The sequence below is a fragment of the Actinoplanes aureus genome (assembly GCF_015704865.1).
GTDB lineage: Bacteria > Actinomycetota > Actinomycetes > Mycobacteriales > Micromonosporaceae > Actinoplanes > Actinoplanes aureus.
The window spans coordinates 1-26,568 of the sequence record NZ_JADQTO010000030.1; the positions used below are offsets into that span (position 1 = coordinate 1).

The 26,568-nt window shown below is 70.6% G+C and carries 23 protein-coding genes; 13 read left to right on the top strand and 10 right to left on the bottom strand.

The features are described 5' to 3' along the window. Together I4J89_RS40560 and I4J89_RS40565 are read left to right on the top strand one after the other, a co-directional pair. A partial coding sequence (locus I4J89_RS40560) for an SDR family NAD(P)-dependent oxidoreductase (protein ID WP_196419534.1) occupies nucleotides 1-4,767 on the top strand: 4,767 nt, incomplete at its 5' end. Further along, on the top strand, nucleotides 4,757-8,437 hold the full coding sequence (locus I4J89_RS40565) for a beta-ketoacyl synthase N-terminal-like domain-containing protein (protein WP_196419535.1): 3,681 nt from the start codon (nucleotides 4,757-4,759) through the stop codon (nucleotides 8,435-8,437). The genes I4J89_RS40560 and I4J89_RS40565, both read left to right, overlap by 11 nt. Here the strand turns inward: I4J89_RS40565 and I4J89_RS40570 are convergent. Further along, the gene (locus I4J89_RS40570; RefSeq protein WP_196419536.1) at nucleotides 8,406-9,170 is read right to left on the bottom strand and encodes a thioesterase II family protein; all 765 of its coding nucleotides are present in this window, start codon (nucleotides 9,168-9,170) and stop codon (nucleotides 8,406-8,408) included. The genes I4J89_RS40565 and I4J89_RS40570 overlap by 32 nt on opposite strands. Nucleotides 9,171-9,295: 125 nt before the next feature. Here I4J89_RS40570 and I4J89_RS40575 point away from each other — a divergent pair, with 125 nt between their 5' ends. The 10 genes from I4J89_RS40575 (at nucleotide 9,296) to I4J89_RS40615 (ending at nucleotide 20,204) form a co-directional block, all read left to right on the top strand. After that, nucleotides 9,296-10,681, top strand: a complete 1,386-nt coding sequence (locus I4J89_RS40575; protein ID WP_230860442.1) for a phenylacetate--CoA ligase family protein — start codon at nucleotides 9,296-9,298, stop codon at nucleotides 10,679-10,681. A gap of 126 nt (nucleotides 10,682-10,807) precedes the next feature. Further along, a complete protein-coding gene (locus tag I4J89_RS50390; RefSeq protein WP_230860443.1) occupies nucleotides 10,808-10,930 on the top strand; it encodes a keywimysin-related RiPP in 123 nt (40 codons plus the stop codon). Between the two features lie 14 nt (nucleotides 10,931-10,944). Then, complete coding sequence (locus I4J89_RS40580) at nucleotides 10,945-12,783, top strand: asparagine synthase-related protein (RefSeq protein WP_196419537.1); 1,839 nt, start codon at nucleotides 10,945-10,947, stop codon at nucleotides 12,781-12,783. Next, nucleotides 12,780-13,034, top strand: a complete 255-nt coding sequence (locus tag I4J89_RS40585) for a lasso peptide biosynthesis PqqD family chaperone (protein ID WP_196419538.1) — start codon at nucleotides 12,780-12,782, stop codon at nucleotides 13,032-13,034. Before I4J89_RS40580 ends, I4J89_RS40585 begins: the two co-directional genes overlap by 4 nt. After that, on the top strand, nucleotides 13,031-13,450 hold the full coding sequence (locus I4J89_RS40590; protein ID WP_196419539.1) for a lasso peptide biosynthesis B2 protein: 420 nt from the start codon (nucleotides 13,031-13,033) through the stop codon (nucleotides 13,448-13,450). Before I4J89_RS40585 ends, I4J89_RS40590 begins: the two co-directional genes overlap by 4 nt. Nucleotides 13,451-13,589: 139 nt before the next feature. Further along, nucleotides 13,590-15,002 (top strand): acyl-CoA carboxylase subunit beta, encoded by a 1,413-nt coding sequence (locus I4J89_RS40595; RefSeq protein ID WP_196419540.1) that lies wholly within the window; start codon nucleotides 13,590-13,592, stop codon nucleotides 15,000-15,002. Between the two features lie 67 nt (nucleotides 15,003-15,069). Next, nucleotides 15,070-16,974, top strand: coding sequence for a 2-oxoacid:acceptor oxidoreductase subunit alpha (locus I4J89_RS40600; RefSeq protein ID WP_255521947.1), 1,905 nt, complete (start codon nucleotides 15,070-15,072; stop codon nucleotides 16,972-16,974). Continuing rightward, nucleotides 16,967-17,986: a 2-oxoacid:ferredoxin oxidoreductase subunit beta gene (locus I4J89_RS40605; protein ID WP_196419541.1), complete on the top strand. Its 1,020-nt coding sequence runs from the start codon at nucleotides 16,967-16,969 to the stop codon at nucleotides 17,984-17,986. The genes I4J89_RS40600 and I4J89_RS40605 overlap by 8 nt, the downstream gene beginning before the upstream one ends. 207 nt (nucleotides 17,987-18,193) lie before the next feature. Continuing rightward, on the top strand, nucleotides 18,194-19,624 hold the full coding sequence (locus tag I4J89_RS40610; RefSeq protein WP_196419542.1) for a class II 3-deoxy-7-phosphoheptulonate synthase: 1,431 nt from the start codon (nucleotides 18,194-18,196) through the stop codon (nucleotides 19,622-19,624). Between the two features lie 73 nt (nucleotides 19,625-19,697). Beyond that, the gene (locus tag I4J89_RS40615; RefSeq protein ID WP_230860444.1) at nucleotides 19,698-20,204 is read left to right on the top strand and encodes a YbaK/EbsC family protein; all 507 of its coding nucleotides are present in this window, start codon (nucleotides 19,698-19,700) and stop codon (nucleotides 20,202-20,204) included. A 74-nt stretch (nucleotides 20,205-20,278) separates the two neighbouring features. Here the strand turns inward: I4J89_RS40615 and I4J89_RS40620 are convergent, their stop codons facing one another. Continuing rightward, nucleotides 20,279-20,569, bottom strand: a complete 291-nt coding sequence (locus I4J89_RS40620) for a LysR family transcriptional regulator (protein ID WP_196419543.1) — start codon at nucleotides 20,567-20,569, stop codon at nucleotides 20,279-20,281. A gap of 325 nt (nucleotides 20,570-20,894) precedes the next feature. Between I4J89_RS40620 and I4J89_RS40625 the strand changes: the two genes are divergently transcribed. After that, complete coding sequence (locus tag I4J89_RS40625; RefSeq protein ID WP_196419544.1) at nucleotides 20,895-22,112, top strand: cytochrome P450; 1,218 nt, start codon at nucleotides 20,895-20,897, stop codon at nucleotides 22,110-22,112. On the opposite strand, the gene I4J89_RS40630 is transcribed toward I4J89_RS40625, so the two are convergent. Genes I4J89_RS40630 through I4J89_RS40665 form a run of 8 tightly spaced genes read right to left on the bottom strand, consistent with a single transcriptional unit; the run spans nucleotide 22,096 to nucleotide 26,567 of the window. Then, nucleotides 22,096-22,602 carry a 3-hydroxyacyl-ACP dehydratase FabZ family protein gene (locus I4J89_RS40630; protein WP_196419545.1) on the bottom strand — a complete coding sequence of 169 codons (507 nt, stop codon included), beginning with the start codon at nucleotides 22,600-22,602 and terminating at the stop codon, nucleotides 22,096-22,098. The two genes, I4J89_RS40625 and I4J89_RS40630, sit on opposite strands and share 17 nt — an antisense overlap. Next, nucleotides 22,602-23,021 (bottom strand): hypothetical protein, encoded by a 420-nt coding sequence (locus I4J89_RS40635; RefSeq protein WP_196419546.1) that lies wholly within the window; start codon nucleotides 23,019-23,021, stop codon nucleotides 22,602-22,604. Before I4J89_RS40635 ends, I4J89_RS40630 begins: the two co-directional genes overlap by 1 nt. Beyond that, a complete protein-coding gene (locus I4J89_RS40640; protein WP_196419547.1) occupies nucleotides 23,009-23,392 on the bottom strand; it encodes a hypothetical protein in 384 nt (127 codons plus the stop codon). The genes I4J89_RS40635 and I4J89_RS40640 overlap by 13 nt, the downstream gene beginning before the upstream one ends. Nucleotides 23,393-23,394: 2 nt before the next feature. Then, nucleotides 23,395-23,817, bottom strand: a complete 423-nt coding sequence (locus I4J89_RS40645) for an ADP-ribosylation factor GTPase-activating family protein (protein WP_196419548.1) — start codon at nucleotides 23,815-23,817, stop codon at nucleotides 23,395-23,397. Then, on the bottom strand, nucleotides 23,808-24,149 hold the full coding sequence (locus tag I4J89_RS40650) for a hypothetical protein (protein ID WP_196419549.1): 342 nt from the start codon (nucleotides 24,147-24,149) through the stop codon (nucleotides 23,808-23,810). Before I4J89_RS40650 ends, I4J89_RS40645 begins: the two co-directional genes overlap by 10 nt. After that, nucleotides 24,146-24,397 carry an acyl carrier protein gene (locus tag I4J89_RS40655; protein ID WP_196419550.1) on the bottom strand — a complete coding sequence of 84 codons (252 nt, stop codon included), beginning with the start codon at nucleotides 24,395-24,397 and terminating at the stop codon, nucleotides 24,146-24,148. Before I4J89_RS40655 ends, I4J89_RS40650 begins: the two co-directional genes overlap by 4 nt. 41 nt (nucleotides 24,398-24,438) lie before the next feature. Beyond that, nucleotides 24,439-25,431 carry a beta-ketoacyl synthase N-terminal-like domain-containing protein gene (locus I4J89_RS40660; protein WP_196419551.1) on the bottom strand — a complete coding sequence of 331 codons (993 nt, stop codon included), beginning with the start codon at nucleotides 25,429-25,431 and terminating at the stop codon, nucleotides 24,439-24,441. After that, nucleotides 25,428-26,567, bottom strand: a complete 1,140-nt coding sequence (locus I4J89_RS40665) for a beta-ketoacyl synthase N-terminal-like domain-containing protein (protein ID WP_196419552.1) — start codon at nucleotides 26,565-26,567, stop codon at nucleotides 25,428-25,430. The genes I4J89_RS40660 and I4J89_RS40665 overlap by 4 nt, the downstream gene beginning before the upstream one ends. Between the last annotated feature and the right edge of the window lies 1 nt (nucleotide 26,568).

Below are 26,568 nucleotides of genomic sequence, written 5' to 3' on the forward strand. Positions count from 1 at the left end.
CGCGACTGGACCCCACTCACCGGACCCGACGGCCGGCCCCTACCCCGCCGCGCCGCCATCTCCGGCTTCGGCTACGGCGGCGTCAACGCCCACCTCATCCTCGAAGAACCCCCACCCACCACACCCCAACCAACCACCAACGGCCCCCACGTCATCACCCTCTCCGCCAAAACCCCGGAAGCGCTCACCGAGCAGGCCACCCGGCTGCTCGCCTTCGTCGGCGGAGCGCCGCGCGAGGACGGCGACCAGCAGGACGTGGCGCCGGTCGTCGAGGAGGTGCGCTCGCTGGCGGCTGAGGTGACCGGCGTGTCCGCCGACGACCTGAACGTCGACGAGAACCTGGCCGAGTACGGCGTCGACCGGGTGACCCTGGCCCGCCTGACCGCTACCGTCAACGAGCGGTACGGAACGGCACTGGACCCGGCCGAGGGCAGCATCGCCGCCCTCGCCGACCGTGTGCTCGGCACCACCGGCGCGCCGGCCGGGCCGCCACCCGCCGCCGCTGACGTGGACCTGCGCCGGCTCGCGTACACCCTGCAGGTGGGCCGCGAACCGATGGCCGAGCGCGTCGCGCTGATCGCCGCGAGCGTGCCGGAGCTGCGCACGAGCCTCGCCGAGTTCCTGGGCGGCGAGGTACGCGCCGGCGCTGTGCAGGACACCGGACGGCTGCTCACCTCCCTGTTGGACGGCCCGGAGGGCGAGCGGTTCGTGCGGGACCTCGTCGCGGCTGGACGCCTGCCGAAGCTGGCTGACTTGTGGGTCGCGGGCGCAGGCATCGACTGGCGGCAGCTGTACGGCTCGGAGCCCCCCACCCGCATGTCCTTGCCCACCTACCCGTTCGAACGTCGCCGCTGCTGGGTGGGCGCACGCTCGGAACCCGAAATCGTGGAGGACGACACCGCGGATCCGGTCGAGCGCGTCCTGGCGTACCTCACCGGGGTTTTCGCCACCGCCCTCGGGTGGCGGCCTGAAGAGCTGGACCCGGATGCGGGCTTCGACGAGTACGGCCTCGACTCCCTGACGGCCCGGGAGCTGACCGCGCGGCTGAGGAACCGGTTCCCGGACCTCTCCGCCACGGCGATGTTCGCCGAGCACAGCTTGCGCGGCCTCGCCCGGCACCTCGCCGACCAATACCCGTCCGAACCGGAACGCCGGGCAACCGTCGCCCCCACCGCGGAGCCGATCGCGGTGATCGGCGTCAGCGGGCGCTACCCCGGCTCCCCCGACCTGGACACCTACTGGCAGAACCTGGCGAGTGGCCGGGACTGCGTCACCGAGATCCCGGCCGGCCGGTGGGACCATGGGCGCTTCGCCGCGCTGGCCGAGCGGATCTCCGGCAAGCCGTACTGCCGGTGGGGCGGCTTCCTGGACGACGTGGACGCGTTCGACCCGCAGTTGTTCTCGATCTCCCCGATCGAGGCGCGTTACCTGGACCCGCAGGAACGGCTCTTCATCCAGGCCGTCTGGGAATGCTTCGAGGACGCCGGCTACCCGCGCCGCCGGCGCGGCGCGAACGGCGGCGCCGGAGCGCCGATCGGCGTGTTCGCCGGGGTGACCTACAACAACTATCAGATGTACGCCGCCGAGGCCGGCGAGTGGACGCCGGTCAACTCGCAGACGTTCGGGATCGCCAACCGGGTGTCCTACCTGTTCGACCTGGGCGGTCCGAGCGCCGTCCTGGACACCGCCTGCTCCTCCTCGCTCTACGCCGTGCACTTGGCGGCGGAGAGCATCCGCCGCGGCGAGTGCGCGGCGGCGATCGCCGGCGGGGTCAACCTGACCCTGCACCCGAGCAAGTACGTGACCCTCACCGAGGGGCAGTTCACCGCCAGCGACGGCCGGTGCCATACGTTCGGCGCGGGCGGCGACGGGTACGTGCCGGCCGAGGGTGTCGGTGCCGTGCTGCTCAAACCGCTGTCGGCGGCGCTGGCCGACGGGGACCGGGTGGAGGCCGTGATCCTCGGCTCGGCGGTCAACCACGACGGGCGTACCTTCGGTTTCAGCGTGCCCAACCCGAAGGCGCAGGCGGCCCTGATCCGCACCGCCCTGGACCGGGCGGGGGTGTCTCCGGACACCATCAGCTACGTCGAGGCGCACGGTACCGGTACGAGCCTGGGCGACCCGATCGAGGTGCAGGGCCTGACCGAGGCGTTCCGGTACGGCACCGACCGGTCCGGGTACTGCGCCATCGGCTCCGCCAAGTCGGTCATCGGGCATGCCGAGGCGGCCGCCGGGATCGCCGCCCTCACCAAGGTGATCCTGCAATTGCGGCACGGCGGTCTCGCCCCCTCACCGACCCATTCTGATCAGCTCAACCCGGAGATCGACTTCGCCGCGACGCCGTTCGTCCCGCAGCGCGAGCCGGCTCCCTGGAGCCGTCCGGTCGTCGACGGCCGGACGGTGCCCCGGCGGGCCGGGATCAGCTCGTTCGGCGTGGGCGGCGTCAACGTCCACCTCGTCGTCGAGGAGCCGCCGGAACCGGCGGAGCGGCCCGCCGAGGAGCCCCGGCCGGAGTTGGTGTGCCTGTCCGCGCGTACCGAGGACAGCCTGCGCGAGTACGCCGCCGCCCTCGCCGCGTATCTGCGGGACGTTCGGCCGCGGTTGTCCGACGTGGCTCTCACGTTGCAGACCGGCCGGGAGGAGCTGGCCTGCCGGGCCGCGTTTGTGGCCGCGGACGTCGGTGCCGCCGTGCGGATGCTGGACGCGCTGCGTACCGGCGCCGGCGCTCCCGGCCTCGTGCGCGGCGAGGTACGCCGGGGCGGCGCCGCGGTGACCGCGCCGGCCGCCGACGGGGATCCGGACCGTCTGGCCGAGGCCTGGGTGGCCGGTGCCGAAGTGGACTGGGAGCGGCACCACGCGGGCCGGCCGGTGCGCCGGATCCCGCTACCCACCTATCGCTTCGCCCGCGAGCGCTACTGGATCGTGGAGCGGTCCGCGCCGGAGGTCCCGGTGTCGCAGGAGTTGCCGCCCGCCCCTCCCGAGCGGCTCCAGGACTACCTGCGCGACCTGGTCGGCGAGCTGCTCGGGTTCGACCGGGCCGCCCCACCCGACGTGCGGACCGGATTCTTCGACCTCGGCATGGACTCGGTGCTGGCGACCCGGATGACGAATCGTCTCGAGGAGGATCTGGCCGTCGAGCTCTATCCGAGCGTGCTGTTCGACCATCCCACGGTGACCGAGATGGCGGCGTACCTGGCCACCGTTCTTCCCGCCGGGACGCCGGCGGCGAGTGACGCGCCGCCTGAGCCGGAGGTCGAGACGGTGCGCTACCGCGTCGGCTGGGAGCCGTCCGAGCCGCTCCCGGAGACCGTGGCCACGGATCGGCTGCTGCTGTTCGACGTGGACGCCACCGTGCACGCCGCAGCGCCGGCCGGATCGGTCCTCGTGCGGCCGGGCGCCGGCTTCGCCCGGCTCGGCGACGGCCGGTACGAGGTGCGACCCGACTCCGTCGCCGATCACGAGCGGCTGGTCGCCGAACTCCGCGGAGCCGTGGGCGGTCTGCCGGAGCGGGTGATTCACCTCTGGTCCCGGTCGGGGGAGACCGGGGTCGACGCCGCGTTGCGTGACGGCCCGCTCGCCGTGCTGACGTTCGCCCGGGCGCTGGTGCGTACCGCCCCGGACGCCGCGCTCGGCCTGCTGCACGTCTACCGGTACGACCCGGAGCGCCCCGACCCGGCGGCCGAGTCCTCCGGCGGCCTGGCCCGCAGCATCCCGCATGAGAGCCCGCGGATCGGCTGCGCCACGGTCGGCGTTCCCGACGAACTGCTCGCGCGGCCCGCCGAACTGCTCGCCCTCTGCGCCGCGGAGTTCGCTGTCACCGACCACGATCAGCGGGAGGCGCGCTACAGCGCGAACCAACGCTGGGTGCGCCGGCTGCGGCAATTGCCGGACGCCACCCTGGCAACACCTGGGGTACGCCGGAACGGCGTCTACCTGATCAGCGGCGGCGGTGGCGGCTTGGGCCTGATCTTCGCCCGGCACCTGACCGAGAAGTACGGCGCGGCAGTCGTACTGATGTCGCGTTCCGCCCTCGGCGAGGCCCGCCGAGCCGAGCTGGGCGACCGGGTCTGCCATCTGCGCGGCGACGTGACGAACGCCGTGGACGTCGACCGGGTCGTCGCCGAGGTGCGCCGCCGCTTCGGCCGTCTCGACGGCGTGATCCACGCCGCGGGTGTGCTCCGGGACGCCCTGCTGGTGAACAAGACCGACCGGGACGTCGCCGAGGTGCTCGACGCGAAGGTGCACGGGGCGCTGCATCTGGACCGGGCGACGGCCGGCGACGACCTGGACTTCTTCGTGATGTTCTCGTCGCTGGCCGCGCTCGCCGGCAACGCCGGGCAGGCCGACTACGCGGTCGCCAACCGGTTCCTCAACGCGTTCGCCGGCTCCCGTGAGCAGCAGCGCCGAGCCGGCCGGCGCAGCGGGCGCTCGGTGGCCGTGGTGTGGCCGTTCTGGCGGGCCGGCGGCATGGGGGTGGACGAGGAGACCGCCCGGCTCGTCCGGCGCCGCCTGGGCCTGGCTCAGCTCGACACCGAGGTGGGTCTCGCCGCCTTCGACGCGGTGCTGGCCGGCGACCACACCGAGGGCGGGGTGCTCCAGGCCGAGCGGAGCCGGTTCGAACGGCTGCTGCCGGTGCTCCCGCCCGGTGACACCGGCGAGGAGATCCCGGCGGGCATCGCGGCGATGCCGCTGTCGGCCGTGGCCGACGAGCTGGAGCAGTTGCTGAGCGAGCTGACGACCGGAGGGGATCCCATCGATGTCTCATGACCTGCTGCTCCGGCGCTCGCTGCACGCCATCCGGGAGCTGCGCCAGGAACTGGACCGGCACCGCGCCGCCGAGCCGGTAGCGATCGTCGGGATGAGCTGCCGGTTCCCTGGCGGAGCGGACAGCCCCGAGGCGTTCTGGCGGCTGCTGGCCGACGGGCGGGACGCGGTCGTGCCGGTGCCGCCGGACCGGTGGGGCGGCCGCAGCTACCTCGATCCGGACCCCGACGTCCCCGGCACCACCTACACCGACCGGGCCGGTTTCCTGCGCGAGGACATCCACGAGTTCGACGCCGAGCTGTTCGGCATCCCGGCCGGCGAGGCGGCCGAGATGGACCCGCAGCAGCGCCTGCTGCTGGAGACCAGCTGGGCGGCCCTGGAGTCGGCCGGAACGCGGGGCGGCGATCGGACCGGGGTGTTCGTGGGCATCTCCGGGTCGGAGTTCGCGATGCTGCCGCGTCCGGCCGAGCGGATCGGGCCGTACACGGCGACCGGCGCCACGGTCAGCATCGCCGCCGGCCGGATCGCGCACGCGCTGAGCCTGCGCGGCCCCGCGCTGGCGGTCGACACGGCGTGCTCGTCGTCGCTGGTGGCCGTCCATCTGGCGGTGCAGAGCCTGCGCCGCGGTGAGTGCGACAGCGCGCTGGCCGGTGGGGTGAACGCGTTGCTGTCACCGGGCAACTTCATCGTGCTCAGCAAGATGCGCGCGCTCGCCCGGGACGGCCGGTGCAAGACGTTCGACGCGGCGGCCGACGGCTACGTCCGCGGCGAGGGATGCGGGATGGTGGTGCTGCGGCGCCTGGCCGACGCGCGGGCCGACGGTGACCCGGTGCTCGCCGTCATCCACGGGAGCGCGGTCAACCAGGACGGGCGCAGCAGCGGGCTGACCGTGCCGAACGGTTCGGCCCAGCGGGCGGTGGTGGAGCAGGCGCTGGGGCAGGCCGGGGTGGCGCCCGGCGAGGTCGGCTATCTGGAGGCGCACGGCACCGGGACCCCGCTCGGCGACCCGATCGAGATGCACGCGCTGACCGAGGTGCTCGGCCGTGGGCGTACGCCGGACCGGCCGTTGTGGATCGGAGCGGTCAAGCCGGCGATCGGGCACCTGGAGGCGGCGGCCGGCATCGCCGGCCTGATCAAGACCGTGCTGGTGCTCCAGCACGGTGAGATCCCGCCCAACCTGCACCTCACCCGGCTCAACCCACGCCTGTCGCCGGAGCGGATCCCGGCGCGTCTCCCGGCTGCGCTGACGCCCTGGGAGAGCGGCGGCGACCGCCGGGTGGCCGGTGTCAGCTCGTTCGGATTCAGCGGCACCAACGCGCACGTGGTCCTCGCCGAGGCGCCGGCGGCGGCCGAGCAGGACACCGGCGTACGGTCGCATCTCGCGGTCCTCTCCGCGCGCACCCCGGACGCACTGCGGCGGTACGCCGCGGACCTGGCCGCGCACCTCGAGAGCCGTCCCGGGCTCGCCCTCGCCGCGGTGTGCCACACCCTCGCGGTCCGGCGCACCCACTTCCCGCACCGCGCCGCGGCCGTCGTGTCCGGGATCGGCGAGCTGGTCGACTGGCTTCGGGACGTCAAGCCCGCCGAGCCGCCGCAGGGGGCAGACGAGCTCAGCGTTCTGGCGCGGCAGTTCCTGGCGGGCGGCGATCCCCGCTCGGACTGGACCGGCCAGGCTGTGACGCTGCCCAGCCGCCCGTTCTCCCGGGTGCGGCATGTCGCCGCGGCCCCGGGCAGGCCGGAGGCGGCGCTGCCCGGCCGCCGGGTGCCGTCGCCGTTGCGCACGGCCCAGTACGAGGCTCTCGTCGGCCCGGACACGCTGCCCGAGCTGCGGGACAACAACGAGGTGCTGCACATCGGCTACTACCACGCCATGGTCGCCGCCGCCGTCCGTGACCTGTCCGGCTCCCGCAGCTACCTGCTCCGCGACCTGGAGTTCGTCGAGGCCCTGCACTTCACCGGCGACGCGGAGCGGATCGTGCAGGTGGTGGTGGAGGAGGCCGACGGCGACGAGGAGCGGCCGTGCTCGGTGCACAGCCGGCCGGCCGCCGGCGACGATTGGAGCGTGCACCTGCGGGCCGCGCTGTATCCCCGGCCCACCACCACCCGCATGCTGACGACGCGGGCCGCCCTGACCGAGCGCTGTTCCCGTCCGATGAGCGCGGACGACTTCCACGCCGATCTGCGGTCCCGGGGATTCCGGATGGGACCGGCGGTGACCTGGGTGGAGCAGCTGTCGGTGGGGGAGGGCGAGGCATTGGCCCGGTTCCGGCCCGCCGAACCCGGCGAGAACCGCTGCGGGCTGGCCGTACATCCCGGTGTCCTGGACGCCGCCGTGCAGCTGTTCGCCGCGGCCGGCCGTGCCGAGCTGGGCGGCGACGCGTTCATCACCCGCCGCATCGCCGAGCTGCTTCTGGTGGACCGGCCGGCCGCCGGGCCGCTGTGGGGTCACGCGACCCTCCGGGAGGGTCTGCGCGGTGACATCGTGGTCTTCGCCGACTCGGGAGAGCTGGTCGCGAGGGCGACGGGCGTGGAGATCGTCCGCATCGACAACCGGCGCCGCGAGGAGTTGGTGCGCCAGGCGGCCGCCCGCCCGCCGGCCGCTCATGCCGGCGGGGACGTCACCGGTTACCTGACCGCGGCGGTCACCGAACTGCTCGCGGGGGAGACACCGCCGCCCGACCGGCCCCTGGCCGAGTACGGGATGGACTCGCTGGCCGTGCTCGAGTTGCGCCGGCGCATCGCGGCGGACCTGGGGATGGACGTCCCGGTCGAGTACCTGCTGCAGGGCCCGTCGATCGGCGACCTGGCCGCTCTGCTCACCTCGCCCGGGGACGGCGACGATGCCGTCGGCGCGTACCGCCGGGACTACGACCTGAACCCGGAGTCGTGGCTGGTCCACGGCAGCAAGCGGGCCGACGCGGACGTCCGGCTCTTCTGCGTGCCCTACGGCGTCAAGGGCGCGTCGCTCTACAGCCGCTGGGCGAAGCGGCTACCCTACTACGTCGACGTGTGCCCGATCCAGTTCCCCGGCAAGGAGCAGCGCATCCGGGAGCGCCCGATCGCGGACCTCACCGAGGCGGTCGACGCGCTCGAGCAGGTGCTCAGCAGCCGTCTCGACCGGCCGGTCGCCCTGTACGGGCACAGTGTGGGAGCGCTTGTCGCGTACCGGGTCGCGCAGCGGCTGAGCGGCACCGGGCGGGTCAGTCACCTGTTCGTCGGCGCGTACACGGCACCCACCGTGCAGCCGAATCCGGTGTACCGGCGGGTGATGGAGACCTTCCGGGTGTTCGGCTTCGACGACGTGCCGGCGCTGGAGGACCTGGCGGGCGCTTCCGCCGAGGACCACCGGCGGTACGAGGCGTTCATCCGGGAGAAGTTCGGCATCGACGTCGACGACGAGGTACGCGCGGCGGTCAAGCCGGTGGGGCTGGCGGACTTCCGGCTGGTGCACACGTACCGGCACGACCCGGACGAGCCGCCGTTGACGATCCCGGTCACGGCCTTCCACGGCGAACGGGACACCTTCGTCACCGAGGAGGAGATGCGGGCATGGGGCAAGCTGACCACCGGCCCCTTCACGTGCGAGGTGGTGCCCGGTGACCACTTCTTCCTGCACGGTGATCAGGCCGAGGACCGGGTCGTCACGACGATCGCGCGGCAGCTGGACCGGTGACCGCCCGGCAGATGGCCGCCGCGACAGCCGCCCGATGCTCGTGCAGGAAGAAGTGGCCGCCGTCGAACAGGTGCGTGCGCAGCGGCCGGGTGGTCACCTCCTGCCAGCCGGCCAGCTCCGGCTCGGTCGCGTCCGGGTCGCGCCGCCCGCCGAACACCTCGACCGGGCAGTCCAGGGGTGCTCCCGGCCGGTGCGTGTACCCGTCCATCGCCGCGATGTCCGAGCGCAGGATCCGCGCGTAGTGCGCCAGCAGCTCGGCGTCGGCCGCCACCTCGGCGGGAATCCCGCCGTACCGGCCGTTGAGGACCAGGGCGAGTTCGAAGTCGGGCAGCTCCAGCAGCGCGTCCGGGCGGCGGCGGAACTGCGGGGCGCGCCGGGCCGCCACGCCGAGCCAGACCGGAGCGGTGCCGTGCTGCCGCCGCCACTCGACAGCGGCCGCATAGGCGGACAGGCCACCCATGCTGTGACCGAACAGGGCGACCGGCGCAGGACCCAGCTCCGCCAGGGCGTTGACCGCGCCGGCGGCGTACTCCGCAAGGTTCGAACAGAGCGGCTCGTCGCTGCGGTTGTCCCGTCCCGGTGGCCGGACCACGCACACGTCGACGCGCGGATCGAACAGCTCCGACCAAGCTCGGAACACCCCGGCGCCGGCGCCGGCGTTGGGGAACATCAGCAGCCGGACCAGCGGATCCGGCTGCGGGCGGAGACGCAGGAGCCATCGATTCGACCGCATCGGAGTCACCCGCCGGAGCGTAGCAGCGGCCGGTCGCCCGCGAGCCGCTCCATTCATGACCTTGTATTCCCGTGGTATGACCACAACCGCCGGTCGGCCGGACCGTCCGGCAGTGAGGAGCAGTGATGGCCGAGAGCCTGATGTCCGTCGCCTGGGACCTGCGCCGCGTCCGTCGCGGCGGTCCGGAGCTCGTCGCCGAACGGCAGCGTGCCCGCCTGGCCGACATGGTGGCGTACGCCCGCGCCGGCTCGCCGTTCTACCAGCAGCTCTACCGCGACCTGCCGAACCGGGTCGCCGACGTGACGACCCTGCCGGTCACCACCAAGGCCGAGCTGATGAACCGCTACGACGAGTGGGCCACCGACCGTTCCGTGTCGCTGGCCGAGGTCCGTGACTTCATCGCCGACGCCGACCGCGCGGGCACCCTGTACCGCGACCGCTACCAGGTGGTCACCACCTCGGGCACCAGCGGCCACCGCGGCGTCTTCGTCCAGGACGAGCGGATGTACGCCGTGCTGTCCGCGATCACCGTGGCCCGGGCCAGCGGCTCCTGGCTGTCCGGGCGGGACTATCTGTCGATGCTGCGGCGGGGCAACAAGGTGGCCGCCATCTGGGCGGTCGGCGGCCACTTCGCCGGATACTCCACCGCCCAGCGGCTCATCCGGGAACGGCCGATCCGCAAGCGCAGCATCCGCATCTTCTCGGTGCACACCCCGCTGGACGAGCTGGTGAAGGGAGTCGGCGGCTTCCGGCCCACGATCCTCAACGGGTACGCGAGCGCGGTCTCGCTGCTGGCCCGTGAGCAGCGCGCCGGTCGGCTGAACATCCGACCGGTCCTGGTGATCACGTCGGCGGAGAGCCTGCCCGCGGAGGAACGCGCCCGCATCCGTGAGACGTGGCAGACGAAGGTCCGCGACCAGTACGCCTGCTCGGAGTTCATGGGGCTGGCGAACGGCTGCGAGCACGACTGGCTGCACGTCAACGCCGACTGGGCGATCCTGGAGCCGGTCGACGAGCAGTTCAAGCCGGTGCCGGCCGGCGAGCAGTCGTACACCGTACTGCTGACCAACCTGGCCAACCGGGTGCAGCCCATCCTCCGCTACGACCTGGGCGACAGCGTCCTGATGCGGCCCGACCCGTGCCCGTGCGGCAACCCGCTGCCGGCGATCCAGGTGCGCGGGCGTACGTCCGAGGTGATCTCCTTCCCCGGCCCGGACGGGCGGACGGTGGAGCTGCCCCCGCTGGCGCTCGGCACCCTGGTCGACCGCACCGCGGGCGTCCGCATGTTCCAGGTCGTCAAGGACGACCCGCGGCGGCTGTCGGTCCGGTTGATGACCGAGGACGGCACCGACGGCGACCGGGTCTGGGAGGAGGTGCACCGGGCACTGCGCGGCCTGCTCGACAGCCACGGCCTCACCGGCGTGACCGTGCAGCGCGACGCGCGTCCGCCCCAGCGCACCCCGGGCGGCAAATTCCGCACCGTCTTCTCCGAGTCTCCTCATTTTAATTGATGTATATGAATGTAAATTTCTGCTTTTGTCAAGCGTGTTTAGCAGTCTGCTATAGATCCTCGCTCCTGTCCTACCGCCTGTGTAGCTTTTTGGACACCGGCCGGCAACTTCGACAGGAGGAATGAAATGGACGCTAACAAGGAAACGTACGTGCGCCCGTCCTTCGTGAGGATGGGCAGCTTCCGTAAGCTGACCGGCTTCCTCAGCGCGCCGTACGTCGTCGAATGGCACATCGCCCGCTTCATCTGACCGAGGAGTGACCGATGTCGGGCTACGACGGACCGCCCTCTTTCCTGGTGCTGCCGGACAACGAGGCGTTGTCCGAAGTGGCCCGGCATCCGCTACTGACGGCGTCGGGAATCCGGACCCTTCGCCATCCGTCCGGCCGTCCGTGGATCATCGGCCGATGGTCCACGGACGAGTTGGTCGCCTCGACCGACGGGCCGGTCCGGGTCGCACTGTTCGGCCAGACCGGCGCGACGACCGACTCGCTGGCGTCGCACGTGACCGGCGCGGCGTCGGTCACCGCGCTCGACCCGGTGCACGACATCCCCGGCTCCTTCCACATCGTCGCCGCCGCCGGTGACACCCTGCGAGTTCAGGGCACCGCCTCGGGATGGCGGCGCGTCCACCACGCCCGGATCAACGGCTGCACGGTCGCCGCCAGCCGGGCGGACCTGCTCGCCGGTCTGGTCACCGCCACTCCCTCGCTGACCGCGCTGGCGGTCCGGCTGCTCGAACCGGTGCTGTATCCCTTCGGGGAGACCTCCATGTGGGACGGGGTCGACACCGTCGCGCCCCAGGATTACCTGCTCGTCACCGAGGCCGGACGGCAGGCCCGGCACCGGCGCTGGTGGTCGGTTCCCGAGCCGTCCCTGAGCCTGACCGAGGGAGCCCAGGCGGTACGAGCCGCGCTGGCCGCCGCGGTCGATGCGCGCCTGCGGCCCGGCGAGCGGTACAGCACGGACCTGTCCGGCGGGTACGACTCGACGGCCATGGCGTTCCTCGCCGCCGGCCACGGTGCCGATCTGACCGCCTGCACCTCCTACAGCGACGATCCGTCCTCGGACGAGCTGGGCTGGGCGCGGCGGGCGGCGGCCAGGCTTCCGCTGCGCGAGCACGTGCTGGTGCCGGCCTCGGAACTGACCCTGCCGTACGCGGACATGGCGGTCGGACAGGACCGGTTGGAGGCACCCTCCATCATCGCGGTCTTCCGCGGTCGCGCTCTGTCCACGATCCGGCGGATGGCCGAGACCGGGTCCACGCTGCATCTCACCGGCTTCGGCGGCGACAACCTCTTCACCGGCAATCCCGCCCATCTGCACGGGCTCATCACCCGGGCACCGGGGCGAGCCATTCACGACCTGCGCGGCTATCGTGCCCTGTTCTCATGGCGACGCCGGGAGCTGGTCCGCCAGGTGCTCGACCGCCGCTCGTGGCGTGCCGCCATGCGCGCGGTGAGCCTTGACGACCGCGATGTTCCGGACATCACCGTCCCCTGGCTGGGCTGGGTGTCGCAGCCGCGAGTGCCGCGATGGCTGACGCCCGCGGCCCGGGAGATCATCATTGAGGCGATCAGGGCCGCCGCCGGATCCGAGGCTCCGCTCGCCGCCGACCGCGGCCTGCACCACGAGCTCAACGGACTGCGTGCCAGCGCCCGTGACGTCAGCAGCCTGGACATGCTGGCGCGAACCACCGGCATCCCGCTGGCGGCACCCTTCTTCGACGACCACGTCGTGGACGCTGCGTTCGCCGTCCGCAGCGAGGAGCGCGTCACCCCGTACGCGTACAAGCCGTTGCTGGCCGAAGCCATGCGCGGCATCGTGCCCGACGAGTGCCTCGAGCGGCAGACCAAGGCGCAGGGCGCCACGGAGCTCGAGGAAGGGCTGCGCCACGAACATGCCGCAGTCGCGGGGCTCTGGGAGGACTCCCGCCTGGCCGAGCTGGGACTGGTCGATGCCGACGCGTTGCGCCGCCTGTGCGCGACACCGTCCGCCCCGGAACTCGTGGACGGCGCGCTGTTCAGCACGCTTGCCTGCGAGTCCTGGCTCCGCGCCTTGCCTTCACCCGTCCACTCGCCCGACAGCATGGGGGTCCGATGACCGTACAACTGCGTGATGACGTCGTCCTCAACGAGACCGAGTACGGCGCCATCCTGCTTGACCAGCGGCGCGGCACGTACTGGCAGCTCAACCCGACCGGCACGATGATCGTCAAGGCGCTGCTCGCGGAGGGCGACGTCGAGACGACCGCGCGGCGTCTGGTCGAGCGGTACGACATCGAGCTCGACTCCGCCCGGGAAGACGTCCGGGCGCTGGTGGCGGAGATGCGCACGGCGGGAGCGTTCCGATGACGTTCCACATGGCGGTCCAGCGTCAGCCCCGGGATCCGTCCCTGCGCCGCCGGCTGGCCACCCGGACCGCGATCATCGTCGCCCACCTGTTGCGCCCGCTGCCACCGGTCGTCCTCACCCGGGTCCTCGGCCGGCTGCGCCGGGGCGCCGGGGCGGCGACCTACGAGCAGGCCGAGTCGGCCCGCAACCGGGTGCTGGGCGCCAGCCTCGGCATGAACGCGCTTCAGGCGTGCCTGCAACGATCGCTGGCGGTGACGGTGCTCTGCCGGATGTCCGGTACCTGGCCGTCCTGGTGCGCCGGCGTCCGTAGAACCGCTCCGTTCACCGCCCACGCCTGGGTGGAGGCTGAAGGGCGCAGCGTGGGCGAGCCGGGGGTGGCCGAGACGCACGTGTGCATGCTCCGCGTAGATCCGTGAGCACCGCCGGACTCTGGCGCGCGTTTCCAATTATTTGTGCCGCCGTTGTCGTGATTCCGTTGGCTGTCTAACGTCGTCGGCAATGTCGGATCGGAGGATTCGTGGATCTGAATCGCCGTCTCGTTCCGGTCGGTGGCCGATGACCGTCACCATGAATCTGCCATCTTCGACCAATGCCGAATCCAGCGATCCGATTCATCGGATCGCGGCACTTCTGGACGCGTGTTCGCTGCGGCCGCTGCTGTTCTCCGGCGAGGGCGGCGTGATGGTCGCGCGCGGCACGGCCCGCGGCGTTCCCGTCATCGTTTTCGCCACCGACCCGCGGGTCATGGGCGGTGCGATCGGTGCTGCCGACTGCGACCGTATCGTGACGGCGATCGGCACGGCGTTGGCCGAACGCCTGCCCGTCGTGGGCATCTGGCAGTCCGGCGGCGCCCGGCTGAACGAGGGCCTTGCCGCGCTGGACGGCGTCAGCCGGGTCTTCGCGGCCAAGGTGCGTGCCTCCGGCCGGATTCCGCAAATCTCCGTGCTGGTGGGTCCGTCGGCCGGCGGCGCCGCTCACGGGCCGGCGCTGGACGACGTGGTGATCATGGCGAAGGCGGGGCGGATCTTGGTGACCGGGCCGGATGCGGTCCGCAGCGTCACCGGCGAGGACGTCAGCATGGAGTCCCTCGGCGGTCCCGACGTGCACGAACGCCGCTCCGGTGTGGCACACGTGGTGGCAGCCGACGCCGGTGCCGCGTTCCGGGAGGCCCGCGACCTGATAAGGCTGCTGGGTGCCCAGGGGATCTTCGAGCCGGAAGCGATCCGCCGGACGAGCGACCCGGGCGCATTCCTGCCGGAGCAGGCCCAGCGAGCCTACGACGTCAAACCGTTGATCAAGGCGATTCTCGACGACTCGGACTGGTCGGAGCTGCAACCACGCTGGGCCGCCAACGTGGTCACCGGCCTGGGCCGGCTCGCCGGCCGGACCATCGGTGTGGTGGCGAACAATCCGATCCGCGAGGGCGGCTGCCTGGACTCGCTCAGCGCGGAGAAGTCCGCCTGGTTCGTGCGGTTGTGCGACGCCATGGGCATCCCGTTGCTGGTCCTGGTCGACGTTCCGGGCTATCTGCCCGGTGCCGATCAGGAGGGGGAGGGCGTGGTGCGCCGTGCCGCGAAGCTGTTGCACGCCTTCGCGGACTGCAGCGTGCCCCGCGTGACGCTGGTGACCCGCAAGGCGTACGGCGATGCCTACGTGGCGATGAACTCGCGGGGCCTCGGCGCGTCGGCGGTCTTCGCCTGGCCGGGCGCGCGGGTGGCGGTCATGGGTGCAGCTCCTGCCGTGGAGCTCCCGCGTCGCGGGCGCGACACGGCGCGGCCCGACCATCCGGACGCATCCTGCGCGGAGCTCGTCGCCGAGCACGAACGGACAGCCGGCGGAGTCGCGCACGCGCTGGAGATCGGCGTGGTCGACGAAGTCATCGAGCCGGCCGGCACACCGGACCGGCTGGTGCGCGCGTTCGCCGAGGCTCCACTGATCCGCGGCGACCACACGAACATCCCGCTCTGACTCTTCCAGGCTGCCCACTACCTTGAGCGCGCCACCGAGGCCGCCGTACCCGCCCGGAGGGGAACTGATGCAGATATCAACGCTCGGACCGGAGCAACACCGTACGACCACGGTCGGCACCGCCGCTCCCGCGAAGCGGGTCGAGCAGCTGGACCGGGTAGTGATCAGATTCGCCGGTGATTCCGGCGATGGTATGCAGCTCACTGGTGACCGGTTCACCTCGGAGACCGCTCAGCTTGGCAACGACATCTCGACTCTGCCCAATTTTCCTGCGGAGATCCGTGCACCAGCCGGGACGCTGCCGGGTGTGTCCAGTTTTCAGGTGCATTTCGCTGACTATGACATTTTGACTCCGGGTGATGCGCCGAACGTGCTGGTGGCGATGAACCCGGCCGCGCTCAAGGCCAATCTGGCCGAGTTGCCGGCGGGTGCGGACATCATCGTGAACACCGACGAGTTCACTAAACGGAATCTGGCGAAGGTCGGATATGCGACCAGTCCGCTGGATGACGACTCGCTCAGTGAGTATGCGGTGCATCCGGTGGCGTTGACCTCGATGACGGTCGGTGCGCTGGCTGATGCCGGGGTTTCGAAGAAGGACGCCGAGCGGGCCAAGAACATGTTCGCGCTCGGCCTGCTGTCGTGGATGTACTCGCGGCCGTTCGAGTCCACGCTGCGGTTCTTGGAGCGTAAGTTCGCCAAACGACCGGAGTTGGTCGCGGCGAACAAGGCGGCGTTCCAGGCCGGCTGGAACTACGGCGAGACCACCGAGGCGTTCACGGTGCGCTACGAGGTGAAGCCGGCGAAGATGCGGCCGGGTACCTACCGCAACATCACCGGTAACCAGGCGCTGTCGCTCGGTCTGGTCGCCGCCGGCGTCCGTTCCCAGCTGCCGGTCTTCCTCGGCGCGTATCCGATCACCCCGGCCTCCGACATCCTGCACGAGCTGTCCAAGCACAAGCGGTTCGGTGTGACCACGATGCAGGCCGAGGACGAGATCGCCGCGATCGGCGCCGCGCTGGGCGCCGCCTACGGTGGTGCGCTGGGTGTGACGACCACGTCGGGTCCGGGGGTGGCGCTCAAAGGCGAGACGATTTCTTTGGCGATCGCGTTGGAGTTGCCGCTGGTGATCGTGGATGTGCAGCGGGCCGGCCCGTCGACCGGGATGCCGACCAAGACCGAGCAGGCCGATCTGAACATGGCCCTGTTCGGCCGCCACGGCGAGGCACCGTTGGCGGTGATCGCCCCGAAGTCGCCGTCGGACTGTTTCCACGCCGCGATCGAGGCGGCCCGGATCGCGGTCACCTACCGCACCCCGGTGATCCTGCTGTCGGACAACTATGTGGCCAACGGCTCCGAGCCGTGGCTGCTGCCCTCCGTCGACGAACTCCCCGACCTGCAGGTGCCGTTCGCCACCGAGCCGAACACGGCGGACGGCCGGTTCCTGCCGTATCTACGCGATCCGCAGACGATGGCCCGGCCCTGGGCGGTGCCCGGCACCCCCGGCCTGGAACACCGTATCGGCGGGTTGGAGAAGGCCGACAAGACCGGTGACATCTCCTACGACCCGGCCAACCACGAGTTCATGGTCCGCACCCGCCAGCAGCGCATCGACACGATCGCGGTGCCGGACGTGGACGTGGAAGACCCGGAGGAGAACGCCCGCGTCCTGGTGCTCGGCTGGGGATCGACCTACGGGCCGATCGGCGCGGCCTGCCGGGCGCTGCGCCAGCGCGGCCTGCCGATCGCGCAAGCCCACCTGCGGCACCTGGCGCCGCTGCCGGCCAACCTGGGTGAGGTACTGGCCGGCTACGACAAGGTGGTGATCCCGGAGATGAACCTGGGCCAGCTGGCCCAGCTGATCCGGGCCAAGTACCTGATCGACGCGGTGGCGTTCAACCAGATCAGCGGCCTGCCGTTCACCGCCGCGACGTTGGAGAACATGCTCGAGGACGTGGTCAAGAATGGCTAACCCGGTGGAACTGAAACTGACCGCCAAGGACTTCAAATCCGACCAGGAAGTCCGCTGGTGCCCGGGCTGCGGCGACTACTCGATCCTGGCCGCGATGCAACGGTTCATGCCCGAGCTGGGCATCCCCCGGCACAACATCGTGTTCGTCTCCGGGATCGGCTGCTCATCGCGGTTCCCGTATTACATGAACACCTACGGGATGCACTCCATCCACGGCCGGGCCCCAGCGATCGCCACCGGCCTGTCCGCATCCCGCCCGGATCTGAGCGTGTGGGTGGTCACCGGCGACGGGGACGCCCTGTCGATCGGCGGGAACCACCTGATCCACGCGCTGCGCCGCAACGTGAACCTGAAAATCCTGCTGTTCAACAACCGGATCTACGGACTCACCAAAGGCCAGTACTCACCCACCTCCGAAATCGGCAAAATCACCAAATCCACACCGGCCGGCTCCGCGGACTCCCCGTTCAACCCACTCTCCCTCGCGCTGGGCGCCGAAGCCACCTTCGTGGCCCGCACCATCGACTCCGACGCCAAACACCTGCAATCAGTACTCCGCGCCGCCGCCACCCATCAGGGCTCCGCGTTCGTCGAGATCTACCAAAACTGCAACATCTTCAACGACGGCGCCTTCGAACTGATCAAAGACCCGTCAACCCGCGACGAACACCTGATCCGCCTGGAACAAGGCCAACCCATCACCTTCGGCACCGACGCCCGCTACTCGGTCGTGCACCCCGAAGGCAGCTTCGGACTGAAAGTACAAGAAGGCGGCACCCCGCTGATACACGACGCCACCGTCGACGACCCCGCCTACGCCTTCGCCCTGTCCCGCCTGTCCGGCTCCGACCTGACCACCACCCCCATCGGCGTCTTCCGCAACGTCCACCGCCCCTCCTACGACGAAATCGTCCGCAAACAAGTCCACGACGCCAAAACCCAAGCCACCGGCACCCCCGAACAGATGCTCGGCGAACTCCTGAACACCGGCGACACCTGGACAATTCTCTAGGGCGGATCGGCCTCTTTTCATATACCTCGCGGATCCAACAATTGGAACCGCAGTTGTCGTCGCATGCGGCAACGCCGAGGATCGATTCCTGTCCGGCACGATTCGGTTTCCTTCGCCCGTCCAGAATCGAGCGTCAACGCATTTCGGTATTCGCGGAGGCGCTATCCGCCGGCCGGTCCGGCGACAACGGAACCCTGAAGGTGAGGCATGACCGTCGAAACCAGATCAGCTGTACGCCGTGAGTGGCACCGGCTCAGCCATCCCGTTCTGAGCGCCGAGGTTCTGCAGACCTCACGTCCGTCCACCGACTCGGTCGAGGACGAAGCGCTCGGCCTGGACGCGTGGCGGTCGCTGCCGCGCGTGCAGACGCCGCCGTGGCCGGACCTCGACGAGGTCGCCGCGGTGTGCGAAGTCCTGGAGAACGCACCGTCGATCGTCGTGCCGTACGAGGTGGACCAGCTGCGGGCCCGGCTCGCGGAGGTCTGTGAGGGCCGGGCGTTCCTCCTGCAGGGCGGCGACTGCGCCGAGACCTTCGTGGGCAACACCGAGAGCCACCTGCTCGCCAACGTTCGAACACTGCTGCAGATGGCGGTGGTGCTGACCTACGGCGCGTCCATGCCGGTCGTGAAGATCGCCAGGGTGGCCGGTCAGTACACCAAGCCCCGTTCCTCACCGACCGACGCGCTGGGCCTGCCGGCGTACCGCGGTGACATGATCAACTCGCTGGAGCCGACCGAGGCCGGGCGCGTCGCCGACCCGCAGCGCATGATCCGTGCGCACGCGAACTCGGCGGCGGCGATGAACATGCTGCGTGCCTACCTCTTCGGCGGCCTCGCCGACCTGCACGGCCTGCACGACTGGAACAAGGACTTCGTCCGTGCCTCGCCGGCCGGTGAGCGCTACGAGGCGATCGCCCGCGAGATCGACCGCGCCCTCAACTTCATTCGCGCCTGCGGCATGACGGAGAGCGAGGCCCTGCGTACGGCCAGCCTGTACTGCTCGCACGAGGCCCTCGCCCTGGAGTACGACCGGGCGCAGACCCGTGTGTCGGACGGGCGGGCGTACGGTCTGTCCGGTCATTTCCTCTGGGTGGGTGAGCGCACCCGGCAGCTGGATCACGCGCACATCGACTACGTGAGCCGCATCGCGAACCCGATCGGCGTCAAGCTCGGCCCGACCACCAGCCCGCAGACCGCCATCGAGCTGTGCGAGAGGCTGAACCCGGAGAACATCCCGGGCCGGCTGACGATGATCAGCCGGATGGGTAACGGCATGGTTCGCGACGCCCTCCCGGCGATCGTGGAGAAGGTGCACGCTTCCGGCGCCAAGGTGGTGTGGCAGTGCGACCCCATGCACGGCAACACGCACGAGTCGTCGAACGGCTACAAGACCCGCCATTTCGACCGGATCGTCGACGAGGTGCTCGGCTTCTTCGAGGTGCACCGCTCGCTCGGCACCCATCCCGGTGGCATCCACATAGAGTTGACGGGCGCCGACGTCACTGAGTGCCTGGGCGGCGCGCAGGGCATCGAGGATCTCCACCTGCCGGCCCGGTACGAGACCGCCTGCGACCCGAGACTCAACACCCAGCAGAGCCTGGAACTCGCCTTCCTGGTCGCGGAGATGCTGCGTGGCTGATGCGGGAAAGGGCGTAGGATAAACTCCTTTATACTGCGTGGAAGAATGCGCTTCTCGCTGATTCACTGAAGTCATGTCCATTGCTGGGTCCGGTATGGAATCGCACGTCCACGCCCGATTGTTCGAGATGCTGGACCAGAGCCGTGTCGAATACCGGTTGATACATCACAGCCCGGGATCGACCACTGAAGAGGCCAGCCATTTCCGTGGGCACCCGCCTGCCGACGCCGCGAAAAGTATCGTTCTGCGGGTGCGCGCGTCCAAGAAAGAGAGCCGATTCCTGCTCGCCGTGGTCCCCGGCGACCGCCGGGTGGATTTTCGACGCATCCGGACGCTGTTCTCCGCGGTGGACGTGAGCTTCGCGCCGCTGCCTGTCGCGGAGCAGCTGGCCGGAAGCCCGTCGGGCACTTTCATGCCTTTCACCTTCCATCCCGATCTGGACCTCGTCGTCGACGCGGGGCTCATGGACCGCAGCGAGATCTTCTTCAACGTCGGCCTCGCGGACCGGTCGATCGCTATGAAACCGGCGGCCTACCTGTCGCTCAGCACGCCCGAGATAGCCGAGATCGCCGCCGGGTGACAGGCGCCGGCACGGCGACAAGACGCCCATCGTCCGACCGTGTCAACGGCCGGACGATGGGCGTCACGTACTGGTCAGCCGCTGACGCGCAGACCCACCGGGTCCCGGATGTCGCGCGTGGCGACCTCCTTGATCCCGTCGAGAAGTGTCAGGACGGCGCGCGCCGCCGGAAGGACCATGGCGCCGTCCTTGGTTAGTTCCGTACCGTCCGGGTGGCGCAGGAACAGCCGGGTGCCCAGCTCCTGCTCCAAGCATTTGATCTGGTAGCTGACCGCTGGTTGTGAGTATCCGAGCGTCGTCGCGGCGCGATCCATCCGGCCCGCCTCGACAATGGCGACGAATGTTCGCAGCTCCCGTTCGTTCATCGGCTATCCCCGTGTTGTCGAATGCGTGGCAAAGTGATGGACAGGCCTTTCCGCACTCCTTCGCCGGTCACTGTATGAGCCGCCTTCCGTTTGGGCTCACGTTCAGATGTCAGCTTGGCCGCCGGCACCGCGCGAATCGCTATCGTCTTGCTATCGGCACCACATGTGCCGGCGGCCGGTCCCGCGGCGGAGGCGGCAGCGGCGGACCCGCGTAGAAATCTTCGATCACGAGACCGGGGCCGGCCGCCGGCGGAGCAGAATCGGCGTCGCGTGCTGCGTGCGGCGTCAGGGCGATGCAGCGTTCATGTGAAAGGGTGGCGATCGCATGAGTGATCTCCGGACGGTGCCGGACCTTTCCGATCCGGATCTCTACCAGAGGGGCGAGATCGAGCAGATGTGGGCGCGGCTGCGCGCCGATTCCCCGGTCTTCCACACGCGGCGTCCCGGTGCCCGGGACTTCTGGTCCGTGCTTAGCCACGGGGCAGCAGAGCAGGTGCTGCGTAACAACCGTGAATTCACGTCGACCAAGGGCATGCGGCTCGACGACGATCCCGCCGCCACCGCGAGCTCGGCCGGCAAGATGCTCATCGTCACCGACCCGCCGCGGCACGGGAAGATACGCGGAGTGATGAATTCGGCGTTCACCCCGCGAATGGTGCGCCGGCTGCAGGACAACATGCGGACCACGGTGGCCGCGTTGCTCTCCGACGCGCCCGAGGGTGAGCCGTTCGACTTCACCGAACTCGCCGCGCGGCTCCCGGTCTCGGTCATCTGTGACATGCTCGGCGTCCCACGGGCCGACTGGGATTACATGTTGCGGTTGACCATGACGGCGTTCGGCGCGGTGCCGCCGGACGGGGACACGACCGGGCCGGCCGAGGCGCACACCGAGATCCTTCTCTACTACGACGACCTCATGCGCCGCCGCCGTCGTGATCCTCAGGACGACATCGTCAGCGCGCTCGTGCACGCCGAGGTGGACGGCGCGCCGCTCACCGACGAGGAGGTCTTCCTCAACTGCGACGGCCTCATCTCCGGTGGCAACGAGACCACCCGGCACGCGTCCGTGGGTGGCCTCCTCGCCCTGGCCGACAACCCCGATCAGCTACGGCGGTTGCGCCACGAACCGGATGTGCTGCCCACGGCCGTCGCCGAGACTCTGCGCTGGACCAGCCCGGCACTGCATGTGCTCCGCACAGCCACCGCCGACTGCGAGATTGGGGAACAACGGATTGCCGCGGGCGACGCGGTAGCGGTCTGGCTGCCGTCGGCCAACCGGGACGAGACCGTGTTCCCCGACGGCGACCGGTTCGACGTCGGGCGTAAGCCGAACCGGCATCTCACCTTCGCCGCCGGCACACACTTCTGCCTGGGCGCCTCGCTGGCCACCACCGAGCTCTCCGTGCTCTTCGAGGAGATCGTGCGGAACTTCGAGGAGATCGAGATCGCGGGAGAAGCGCGGCGGATGCGGTCCAGCCTGATCTGGGGCTTCGAGTCGCTGCCGGTGCGCTGGACCCGGCGTACGGTCACGCCGGCGCCGTGATGCTGCCGCGCGGGCGGCGTACGGCGGTCAGCTGACCGACGCGGAACAGCGGCCGCCCGTCCGCGGTGGTCTCCCCGGACATGAACGCCGTGGCACCGTCGATCACCTCGTGCAGGCGCACGGTATGGCGGATCACCTCGCCGGGATAGGCGCTGCCGGAGAACTCGCACTGCCGGAGGCTTCCGGCCAGCGGGACCCAGTCCTGCCGGTCGGAAGCCGCTCCGGGCGTCTGCTGTTGCCGCAGGGCGGTGCTGCCCAGCCAGAGCAGGGCAGCCGACTGGCCGAACGACTCCACCACCAGCGAGCGCGGGAAGGCGTACCGCTCGGCGGGCAGGCCTTCGGCGAGACCCTGATAGCAGAGGTCGCCGCCGCTGACCGCCTTGGCGGTGACGATGTGCGAACCCGGCTCCAGGTGCTCGACCCGGTCCACCAGGACGATGGGGTGGCGGACCGGGATGAGGTCGAGAATCCAGCGATAGTCCGGCGTCATCAGATCGCTCCAGGCTCCAGGCGCAACGAGAGCTCGGCCACCGGCTGATCGCCGTGGCGTACGGTCACGGCCGCCGTGAGGGCCGGATCGCCCTCCCCGGCCGGCGTGAGGACCACCTCCAGATCGAGCAGGTGACCCTCGTGCATCGGGCGGCGCAGCCGGAGGCGACGGACGGTCGTGATCTCCCACCATCCGTCCGGCGCGGTCTCCACCGCCCGGCCGGCGGCCTGTCGCACGGTTTCCAGCAGGAACACGGCGGGATAGAGGATGAGACCGGGGAAGTGCCCGGACATGTAGGCGTCGGTACGCCGGACTGTCTTGGCGATGCGCAGGATCCAGCCCGTGTCCGTCCGGCTCACCGACATCTCGTCCACGGCGTCCAGCGGCCGGGCGTACGGCGTGCCGGTCACAGGAACCACACCTGCTCGTAGCCCGCCCACCGGACGGCGAGTTCCGTGGTGTCCAGCACCGCGCAGCCGGGCAGCACCGCCTCCGGGCCGAGGCCCAGATCCGCGAGGCTCCCGGCGTCCACATAGACGGTCGCACCGTTCCCGGTGAGGCCGCTGATCGCCGACCGCGGGTCCGCCGAGAGGGCGACGGGCTCGCTGCCCAGCGTGACCTGCGGGACGTCTCCGGTCGGCCGGAGCGCGGCGGTCACGGACGTGCCTCGCAGCAGCAGGTCGATGCCGCCGAGCTGGGCAGCGAACATTCGCACGCCGTACAGCGCGTCGAAGAACTGTGCCTCGAGGCTGCCGCGGTAGCCCCGGTCCACGATCGCCAGATAGCCCATCGTCAAGCTCCTCCGATGTAGAGGGTCCGGCTGGCGGCGCTGATCGTGGCCGCCAGCCGGGCGTCCGAGCGCAGTCGCACCTGCTCGATGTGGCGGCCGGCACCCCGCTCGGCGCTGCACGCGGTGCAGACGATCCAGCCGAAGCGCCCGCGATGGGTGTCGATCATGTCGCGGATCACGCCGGCGGCCGAGGGGTATGACCCCGTGGTGTCGAGCAGGTTGACCGGCTTCACCGGGGCGAGCGTCTCCTGGGTCAGCATCGTGTTGTAGCCGCACGCCCAGACCCGGACCGTCCGTCCGGTGTCGAGCATGGCCCGTGACAACCGCAGCACCGTGGTGAGCGAGTCGTCGACGTGCGGGGGAGCGGTGAGCACCAGCAGCAGGTCCCACATGCGGCGATCGGCGGCCACCGGCATCAGTGCCACACCGCCCGCACCCGTTCGTCGCCGAGCAACCGCGCGACCTCCTCCATGCTGACCACGGCCGCACCGGCGACCAGCGACGTCCGGGGAATGGCCCGTTGCGCCAGCGTGAAGTCATCGGCCCAGACTTCCCCGCCGCCGGCCAGCAAGTCGGTGATCACTTGCGGTGTGCGTCCCGCGGCGACGCCGACGCCGTCGCCGACGAGCAGCAGGCGGACCCGATGGCCCGCTCGCACCAGCGTCAGGGCGTCCCGCAGGAACAGCTCCACCGTGTCGCCCTGCCGTGTCTCCACCAGGAGGTAGTCCGCGGTCTCCACGGGCGTCCCGATGCTCATGCCGCGATCGTCAGCTTCCGGTCCAGAAGGGTGATCACGTCGCGCAGGGACTCCACATCGACGATCTCGGTCGACTCGATCTTGATCTGGCACCGGCGCTCCAGCGCGACCGCCAGCTCGAGCGCCAGTAGCGAGTCGACGCCCAGATCGTCGATGAAGTGCGCGTCGTCGGTGATCACCTCGGGGTTGAGGTCGAGCACGTCCGCGATCAGCGCGATGAGTTCCGTGCGGTCGAGTGCAACGGCCACGTCAGTCTCCTTCTCATCAATTCTTTGTTCGTTGGCGAGGGTCAGCGGTGGGCGTCGTGCCCCGCCGCCGTGAGCGCGCGTGAGGCCTGGCGAGGTGCCTCGACGAGGGTTCCGCAGTAGACGCCGTCGGCCGGGTCGCCACAGACCGCGAGGAGGGTCCCGGTGGCGCCGGCAGCGAAGCGGGCTGCCGCGTGCACGCACTGGAGCAGGCCCAGCACACTGGAGGGGGTACCCCAGTCGTGGCCGAGCTCGATCGGCCGGACCTGGCCGATCAGCCCGTGCTCGGCGGCTCCTCCGGGCCCGTACCAGCCGTCCACGGCGGTCAGGTCGACGCCGAGCCGGGGCAGAAGATCATCGATGGTGGCGGCGCGCTGAGTGGCGCTCAGCACGGCCTGTGGCGGCCGCTTGGTGTCGACCTCGTCACGTGCCGGTCCGAGCACCATCGCCACCGCGCCGTCCAGTGCGCGAGGCGTGCCGGCGAAGGAGCGGACCACGTCGTTGTCCGGCTCCACCGCTACGACGAGGACGTGCTCGGCCCGGCCGGCACGCAACAGCGAGCCCGCCCAGCGCAGCGCGTCCAACCCGCCGGTCGAGCCGTTGCAGACCGTCAGGTTCGGGCCACGTAGGCCGTACCGGATCGCGGCCTCTGACGCGATCACGTTGCTGGACAGGTTGGGCGTGTTGATCGGGCTGACCAACCGGGTGCTCCGGTCCTGCTGGATCGTGTCGATGGTCGCGGCGACCGAGTCGAGGTTGCCGTAGTTGGAGGCCGCGATCACCGCCACCGAGGAGGCGTCGACCGCGACGTGCGACTTGGCGTCGTCGGGATCGCTCAGCAGGCCGGCGTCGCGCAACGCCTCGTACGCTGCGACCAGCGCCAGCTGGGTCGCCCGGTCCTTGTAGCGCAGGCCTTTGCGGCCGATCCGGGCCGCCGGGTCGACCGGCTCCGGGACCTGCGGATCCAGCACGGCGTCGCGGTGGTCGGCACCGGGCAGAGCCACACCGATGCCGGTAACGAACAGCTGCTCGCTCATCGGTTGCCCTCCACGACGGTCACGGCGTTGATGCCTCCGAACCCGAAGGCGTTGATCTGTGCGAGCCGGGCGTCAACCGGGACCGCCTGCTCGCGAGCGAGGCGGAAGCCACTCATCTCGTCGATCGGCTTCTCCAGCGTCGGCACGGGCACCACCCGGCCGGCGTCCATGCTCTGTAGCGCGGTGATCAGACTGTGCAGGCCGGAAGCGCCCGAGGTGTGGCCGGTCATCGACTTCATCGCGGTGCACACCGGTCGAGCGAGGTCCTCGCCGTACACCTCGCGCATCGCCAGCGCCTCACCGAGGTCGTTGGCGATCGTCCCGGTTCCGTGCAGCATGACCAGATCGATGTCGGCGGGCGTGACACCCGCCCGCTGGTGGGCGGCTCGCATGGCACCGGCGATGCTCCCGGCCTCAGGGGCGGTGGGGTGGTGCGCGTCGCAGTTCACCTCGACGCCGCGCACCCAGCCGCGCGGAGACCCGCCCGTCCCGGGCTCGCGGCGCAGCACCACGGCGGCCGCTCCCTCGCCGAGGATGGTTCCCCGGCGCTCCCGGTCGAACGGCCGCACCGCGTCCGGCGGGATCGACTGCACCCGGTCGGCGACGCCGAACATGCTCTCGGTGATCGAGTCCGTGCCCGCGACCACGACGGTGTCGGCCTCGCCGGCCGAGAGCAGGTCGGTAGCCAGCGAGAGCGCGTAGAGCGAGGCGGAGCAGGCGTTGGAGAACGTGTGCGTGTCCCAGGCGCCGAACCGGCTTCGCACGGCGGCGCCGAAGTGCAGCTCGGCGGGAGTCACCGCGGCGCCGGACCCGCGCCACAGCTCGACCGAGCGCAGCTCCCGCAGGCCGGTGCCGACCAGCACCGGGACGTCCCCGAGATCATCGGACAGCCCGGCGTCGGTCAGGGCCTCGGCGATCACGCTCAGCAGGAAACCGGTGGCCCGTCCGGGGCGGTCCTTGGAGTCGTCCCGGTCGTCGATCTCGAAGAGCGAGTCGCTGGTGTACCAGTCCGTGGTGAAGCCGCGGATCGGGGCGAGACCGCTGCGACCGGCGCAGAGGGCGTCGAACGTCTCCCGAGCCGTCGACCCGAGGCTGCATATTGCTCCCATGCCGACGATCGGCCATCGTTCAACCATG